The 6646-nt window shown below is 65.8% G+C and carries 7 protein-coding genes, 1 tRNA gene, 1 other RNA gene and 1 pseudogene; 4 read left to right on the forward strand and 6 right to left on the reverse strand.

Annotated elements, in window-relative coordinates:
* Positions 1 to 16: 16 nt before the first annotated feature.
* The 4 genes from ffs to ACWIQA_RS02955 form a co-directional block, all read right to left on the reverse strand.
* An RNA gene (ffs, locus tag ACWIQA_RS02940) (signal recognition particle sRNA small type) lies at positions 17 to 112 on the reverse strand.
* Positions 113 to 138: 26 nt separating this feature from the next.
* Entirely contained in the window at positions 139 to 1098 is a 960-nt protein-coding gene (locus ACWIQA_RS02945) for a hypothetical protein (RefSeq protein ID WP_448581573.1), read from the reverse strand.
* Positions 1095 to 1799, reverse strand: a complete 705-nt coding sequence (locus tag ACWIQA_RS02950; RefSeq protein WP_448581574.1) for a lysophospholipid acyltransferase family protein — start codon at positions 1797 to 1799, stop codon at positions 1095 to 1097. The genes ACWIQA_RS02945 and ACWIQA_RS02950 overlap by 4 nt, the downstream gene beginning before the upstream one ends.
* A 2-nt stretch (positions 1800 to 1801) precedes the next feature.
* Positions 1802 to 2335, reverse strand: a complete 534-nt coding sequence (locus tag ACWIQA_RS02955) for a YdcF family protein (protein ID WP_448581575.1) — start codon at positions 2333 to 2335, stop codon at positions 1802 to 1804.
* A 368-nt stretch (positions 2336 to 2703) separates the two neighbouring features.
* Here ACWIQA_RS02955 and ACWIQA_RS02960 point away from each other — a divergent pair, with 368 nt between their 5' ends.
* Together ACWIQA_RS02960 and ACWIQA_RS02965 are read left to right on the forward strand one after the other, a co-directional pair.
* A complete protein-coding gene (locus ACWIQA_RS02960) occupies positions 2704 to 3180 on the forward strand; it encodes a DUF3426 domain-containing protein (protein WP_448581576.1) in 477 nt (158 codons plus the stop codon).
* Positions 3181 to 3254: 74 nt separating this feature from the next.
* Positions 3255 to 4490, forward strand: coding sequence for an acyl-CoA dehydrogenase family protein (locus ACWIQA_RS02965; RefSeq protein WP_448581577.1), 1236 nt, complete (start codon positions 3255 to 3257; stop codon positions 4488 to 4490).
* 54 nt (positions 4491 to 4544) lie between these two features.
* Here the strand turns inward: ACWIQA_RS02965 and ACWIQA_RS02970 are convergent.
* A pseudogene (locus ACWIQA_RS02970) lies at positions 4545 to 4640 on the reverse strand (PEPxxWA-CTERM sorting domain-containing protein); the annotation flags it as partial.
* A 420-nt stretch (positions 4641 to 5060) separates the two neighbouring features.
* On the opposite strand from ACWIQA_RS02970, the gene ACWIQA_RS02975 reads away from it, so the two are divergent.
* Together ACWIQA_RS02975 and ACWIQA_RS02980 are read left to right on the forward strand one after the other, a co-directional pair.
* Entirely contained in the window at positions 5061 to 5711 is a 651-nt protein-coding gene (locus ACWIQA_RS02975; protein ID WP_448581578.1) for an MOSC domain-containing protein, read from the forward strand.
* A gap of 256 nt (positions 5712 to 5967) precedes the next feature.
* The gene (locus tag ACWIQA_RS02980) at positions 5968 to 6438 is read left to right on the forward strand and encodes a PEPxxWA-CTERM sorting domain-containing protein (protein ID WP_448581579.1); all 471 of its coding nucleotides are present in this window, start codon (positions 5968 to 5970) and stop codon (positions 6436 to 6438) included.
* Positions 6439 to 6507: 69 nt separating this feature from the next.
* Here ACWIQA_RS02980 and ACWIQA_RS02985 read toward each other — a convergent pair.
* Positions 6508 to 6580: transfer RNA gene (locus ACWIQA_RS02985), tRNA-Ile, on the reverse strand.
* Between the last annotated feature and the right edge of the window lie 66 nt (positions 6581 to 6646).

The following is a 6646-nucleotide window of genomic DNA, read 5'->3' on the forward strand; positions in this document are numbered from 1 at the left end:
GGCTGGGCGCGCGCGAAGGTGGAGACCAGCCCGACCCGCACCGGAAATCGTTACGGCTGCTTCCTTCCGGACCTGACCGGGTTGGCGAACGGCACGCCCGCGCTGGCCTCCAGAATCCGGAATAGGCCGCTGCCTCAGTCAGCGCAAGCGCGGGCAGTCGGGCGCCTGGGCCCTCACCGGCGGCGCAACCGCTCCCGGCACTGGCGCTTCTGGCTCCGCCAACTCGCCGAGCACCGCTGTCAGCGCAAAGCGGACCGGCTTCCTGGTGCGCTTCTCGGAGACTGGCGGGCTGCCGAGAAGCGCCGCCCGGACCGAGGCCGGACAGACCGTCTCGACACTGCCAGCGAACAATAGCCGCCGGTCCGCCCCCGGCGAGAAGGTGCCTGAAACGCGCACCACCTCGCCCTCGCGGTCGGCAATCACCAGCTCGCGAAGCTCGGCGGTCCCCCCAGCCTGCCATGTCGCCACACGCCGAACCGGCGCGCGCGCTGTGAGATCAAGCGCAGCCGAAAGGCTTACGGCCTCCCCTTCTCCGAACCGCAGCGCAACGGCAGAGAGTATGAGCTGCGCCTGCACCGGCAAGGTTGCCGATTGATCCGAAACCACATTTGCTGGCGTCTCGCGCACATGCACTTCGAGCCTTTCCGCCCGAGCCGGCACTGGCAGGAACTCGGCTCTCAGGCGCGCTGCCTCGAACACTGCGGACGCGCGCGCAATCCACCCCGAATCGAACCTGAGGCTCGCTTGCGCCGAAGGGGCCTCCAGCCCGAGCGTTGCACCGCGAAGACCGGTGAGCGCTATTCGCGGCGCCGCAAGGTTGATGACTTGCCGGTCGACCCGCCAAGGCTGGCGGTTGACAACCATCGCCTCGGCAGCAAGCCGGGCTGTGACGGCCTCGCCCGCGCGCTCCAGCTGGACCGGCCCTGTGCGGGCTTCGAGCCGATAGGGAAAGCCGCCGAGCGCAATTGGCGTGCCGGCCGGCAACAGCGCCAACAGCGCCGTCTCCAGCCGGTCGCGCCATTGGCTCCAGGCGAGATACCAGCCTGCAATGCCAAGCAGCAGCGGCACCAGCGTGAGCCACAGGGGCGGCCTTGTCATTGCGCGCGCACTGCAGCCGTCCGCGGGTCAGCATTGATGGCGGCATGGACCAAGGCCTCCATCTCCTCCTTGGGCAAGCCTGGCGGGATTTCGGGCTGGAAGGCAAGAGTCACCGTGCCCGGCTGCTTCACAAGGCCCTTGCCCCAAAGCCGGCCGGAATCAAGCGCAACCGGCACAATGGCAAGCCCGGTCGTCTGATAAAGCGCGGCAAGCCCGGCCCGCAGCGGCGGTGCAGCCCCGACGGGCACGCGCGTCCCTTCCGGAAAGATGAGGATGGGCCGCCCGGCACCAACGCGCTCCTTGGCTTCACGCAAGAGAAGCTTCAATGCTGCCGTCCCGCGTGAACGGTCTACGCCGATCGAGCCATGACGCCGGGCGATGAAGCCCCAGACCGGGATGTCGAGCAGCTCCTTTTTCATGACCACGGCCGGACGCCTGAAGAGATAAAGGGTCAAGTAGGTCTCGAATGCCGACTGGTGCTTGAAGGCCACCAGGCAGGGATGCTGCGGCACTGCCCCGCGCACCTCGAGCCGCACGCCCGCGAGCACCCTTGCGCACCAGACGAACCAGACCGACCACAGATGCGATCCCCTTTGCACCACTGCTGGCGAAAAGGGTGCCGCAGCAGCGATGAATAGGGCGAGCGGCACTGTGCCACCAAGGAACACAAGGGCGAAAAGGAAGGACCTCAGACTAGCCATCCTCAGCCCAGCCCGAGCAGCAGCCATGCCGCCAGATACTTCCCATATTCGCGCATCAGAGTCCGAAGGTCAGGATCGGAGGCAACCGCATCGACGACAATCCCGACGTCCTCGGGCAACCGTGCAGCGATCTCGAGCCGGGCGCGGCGAGCGTGAAAGTCCGAGGTGATGACGCGGATGCTCCGGAACTGGTTCGCCTGCGCCCACACCGCCACTTCGGCTGCATTGGCCCGGGTATTTTCCGCCACAAAGCCGAGATCGACTGCTGCGAACTGCGCTTCGGACAAGCCCATGGCAGCCCTGAGCTCGTCTGGGCGCACCCTGCGATCAACTCCAGAGATGAGCAGGCGCTGTGCCAGTCCTTTCGCAAGCACCTCGCGCCCGCGGGCAAGCCTGCCCGGACCGCCAGTCAGGACTACAGCGCCATCGGTGACGAGACCCGGCGCCGCCGGCTGTGGGAGGGTGGCAGCAAACAGCAGGAACCCAAGGCTGACGCCGACCATGGCAAGCAAGGCAAAGACCACAAGCAGGTGCAACAGGCGGAACAGGCAGCCGGGGGGGGACCCGCGGCGGGAGCGATTGCGTTTGCGGGCCACGGCCGCCAGGCCTTACCGGCAGTGCTCCTAGGCCGCAATCCGCTAGCTGGCCTTCAACCTTGCTTGCTCTGACCACCAGATATGGTAGTCTATTTGCCATGAGACAGCTGATCTGCCCTAATTGTGGTAGCAGCTACGAGGTGCCGCCGGAACTGCTGGCGGGCAGGGACTCCCGGCCCCGGCGACTTCGCTGTCGCGTTTGCGCAACGATTTTCTTGCCTGCCGTGGCGCCGGATCCGAGCGCTGCGCCCGCCACGGCAGTGCCAAGCGCGCCAAGGCGCAGGTCTGCAGCAACCATTGCCGCCGCCATGCTTGGGATTGGCCTTGGGCTCTCGGGCGGTGCGCTCACCGCGCTCATGCTTCGCCCCGAGGTGGTCCAGGCACTTGCGGCCGACCCCCGCCTGCCGCTGCGCGCTCGGCAGCTAGCCGAGCAGCTGGCCGTCGTTTCTCTTCCTTCAGTATCCCTCCCAGCCTTTCTGCGCCCGAACTCGCCGCTCAGGTTCGAAGTCGCAAGCCGCCTTGACCGCCTTCCGGACGGTGCTGCCGTACTCGAAGTCGCTGGCGAGATTGTCAATCCTGGTCCAACGGCAGCCTTTCTCCCCGCAATCGAACTCCGCTTGGTTGACGCCTCTGGCCGGATGCTCGAGCGCCGCCATGTGCGCACTTCTGTCTCCTCCATCCCTGCAGGAGGCCGGATTGCCTTTGCAACGGTTGCTCTTCATCCCCCGCCCGGGGTGGCGAGCGCTCAGCTTGCAGCTGGGGGCGCTCTTCTCGACCCGCTCTGAAGCGCTGGCCCTTCTCAGCAGTTGCTCACTGGACCGGCTCCGCTATGGAGCGCAGGAGAAGAGGAGGAGCGGCCATGGAGTTCGCCTATTCGCCCCGGACATTGGAGATGCTGGAGCGCCTGCGCGCTTTCATGGATGCGCATATCTATCCAAACGAAGATCGCTACGCCGAAGAAGTGATGACAGGCGAGCGCTGGAAAGTCATCAAGCTCATTGAGGAGCTCAAGCCCAAGGCGCGCGAGGCGGGCCTTTGGAACATGTTCGTTCCCCCAGTCCATGCCGGAGGTCCTCCGGTCCACGAATTCCACTTCGAAGGCACGCCTTTGACCAACCTTGAATATGCGCCGCTCGCAGAGGAAATGGGTCGTGTCGGCTGGTCGAGCGAAGTGTTCAACTGCTCAGCGCCAGACACGGGCAACATGGAAGTGCTCGCCCGCTATGGCACGAAGGCCCAGCAGGACCAGTGGCTGAAGCCCCTTGCCGCTGGCGAGATCCGCTCCGCTTTTCTCATGACGGAGCCTGCCGTCGCCTCGTCGGACGCAACCAATATCGAGACCTCGATTGTAAAGGATGGCGACCACTATGTGATCAACGGCCGCAAATGGTGGTCATCTGGTGTCGGCGACCCGCGCTGCAAGGTCGCAATCGTCATGGGCAAGACCGACCCTTCTGCCCCCCGTCACCTGCAACAGTCCCAGATTCTCGTTCCCCTCGACACGCCTGGGATTACCAAGATCCGGCCGCTCCATGTTTTTGGCTATGACGATGCACCGCACGGCCATTTCGAGGTGCTGCTGGAGAATGTGCGGGTTCCGGCCGAGAACATCATCCTCGGCCCCGGCCGCGGCTTCGAAATCGCGCAAGGTCGGCTTGGCCCAGGCCGAATCCACCATTGCATGCGCTCTATCGGCGCTGCCGAGCGTGCGCTCGAGAAGATGGTCAAACGCCTCAAATCTCGTGTCGCCTTTGGCCGACCAGTCGCCGACCAGGGGGTGTGGCATGAGCGGATCGCCGAAGCCCGAATTGCTATCGAGCAGGCGCGCCTTCTCACTCTCAAGGCAGCCTGGATGATGGACACTGTCGGCAACAAGGAAGCAAAGACCTTGATTGCCATGATCAAGGTCGTGGCGCCCAATGTCTCCACCCGGATTATCGACATGGCGATACAGGCCCACGGCGGGGGCGGAGTCTGCCAGGATTTCGGGCTTGCCTCCGGCTATGCGGGCCAGCGCACACTGCGCCTCGCTGACGGACCTGACGAGGTCCATCGCCAGGCCATCGCGAAGGATGAGCTGCGCCGCTACAACTGAAAAGAGCCGGGCGCCGACGGACGGCCCCGGCTCCCCCATTTCATCAAGCCAAGGTCAGGCGGTCAGGAGACGGCGCCGGCGCACCATCGCACCAACCAGGCCGAAGCCGGCAATCATCATGGCCCAAGTGGCGGGCTCGGGCACGACACCCGATGCCAACATCGGCGAAACACCCCCAGAACTCACAGAGGCCGGCAGGCTTTGCGCCACGGGGCCCGAGACCGAACTGATCGCAAAGGCGGGGACAGCGGTGCAAGCAAGGGCCGCACCAACAACAAGCGCACGAATCATGATGCTACTCCTCTCCTGTTGGCATCAGGGAGCTAACATAAGCCATACCTGCGATGGCGATGTCAACCCGGTGCGGCATGACTTTCTGCCCTGACGAGAAAGCGTAATACATCGCCGCCCGGCCCCAAGGCTGTTCTTGCGCGCACGGCATCGCACGCGCATGGCCGCGGGCCTCATGGATCTGCACGCACGCTTCGTCGCACCGGCGCGGGGTCATCGCACCGCGCAGCGCTCCCCTCTCACTTGCCGCCGGCCCATGCTTGGCCTAGCGGGGCCGCGATGATCCTGCTGCTCGATGTTCGGACCGGCCGCGCCCTGGTCCGGCAGGGCGGCCGCTCTGCCTACGCCAAGGCGTCACGGCAAGGGCCGGTCGCCGTCCATCCACTCGGGCTCGAAGGTGACGAGGTCGGCAATCCCCGGGTCCATGGCGGGCCCGACAAGGCGGTCTATGCCTATGCCGCCGCCAGCTACCCGCTCTGGCGCGCTGAGCATCCCCGACACCGCGACCGCCTCGTTGCCGGCGCCTTCGGTGAGAATCTGCTGATCGACGGCCTCGACGAAGACAGCGCCCATGTCGGCGACCGCTGGCGCATCGGCACCGCCCTTCTCGAGATCTGCCAGCCCCGCCAGCCCTGTGCCACGCTCGCCCGCTGGTTCGATGACCCGGCCATGGTGAAGGCGATGGTCGCAAACGGCCGCTCGGGCTGGTATTGCCGTGTGCTGGAGGCCGGCGAACTCGCCGCGGGCGACCGGCTCACCCTCGAGCATCGGCCCGAGGGCGCCTGGTCGATCGCCGCGGTGCTCAAGGCAAGCTACACGCCCGCGGGGGCGGCGGAATTGCTCGCCCTCGCTGCCGCCCCGGGCCTTGCCGCAAGCTGGGCCGCCTGGGCTGCGCGCGCCGCCCGCGCCCCGGCCGCCAAGCCGCTCTGACCCGCTTTCGGATCAGTTGTAAATTATCTTTGCATGTCGCGCTCGGACATGAAAGGTAACCCTCTCGCGACGTAATCCGTTTTTCTGGCGGTGAGGTTGGCACAAATCTTGCGGCATCGGTGGAGTAGGCCTTCCCGCGAAGCTGCACTGGAGGATCAGATGAGCCACTTCACGCTTAACGCTTAGCCTTGCTGCCGCTGCCTTTGCCATCGCCGGCGCGGCCAACGCCGCTGTCACGCTCTACACCGACCGCTCGATGTGGACCACGGCCGCCAGCCCCATCGTCGCGACCGCGGATTTCCCCGACCTCCCTTTCGTCAACGGCCTCAGCATCTCCAAGGGGTCGATCAACGGCGGCCAATGGGCGGACGTGGTCAACCCGGCGACCACCTACAGCTTCAATCCGGTTCGGGCCGTCGGCTTCGACCTCGACATGGGCCCCAGCGGCTTCGACACCGGTCACATCTGGACCGTCCACTTTGTCGGCGGCGGGACCCATGTGCTTGCCGAGATCAACAGGTTCGTCGGGTTCTACGGCATCGTCTCCAGCCTTCCCGTCAACAAGCTGACAGTCGCTGCCGGCACCGCCTGCTGCATTGAGACCTGTTCCCTCGACAACATGGGCTTCGGAGCGGTTCCGGAGGCTGGCACCTGGGCCATGCTAGTTGCCGGCTTTGGACTCGTCGGCACTGCGGTTCGCAGGCGCTGCGACGCGCTCGCCGCCTGAGCGATCGGCAGCGACGAGGGCCGCGACGGCAACGTCGCGGCTCTCTGCACGTCAGGTCCTCGCCATCGGTAGGCCCGGCAGGACTCGAACCTGCAACCAGACCGTTATGAGCGGTCGGCTCTGACCATTGAGCTACGGGCCCGGGCACGCCATGCGCGGTCTGCGCAAAACAGGCAAGAAAAAGGGCCGGGGGAGCTCGGCTCAACCC

The organism is Thermaurantiacus sp. (assembly GCF_053487655.1).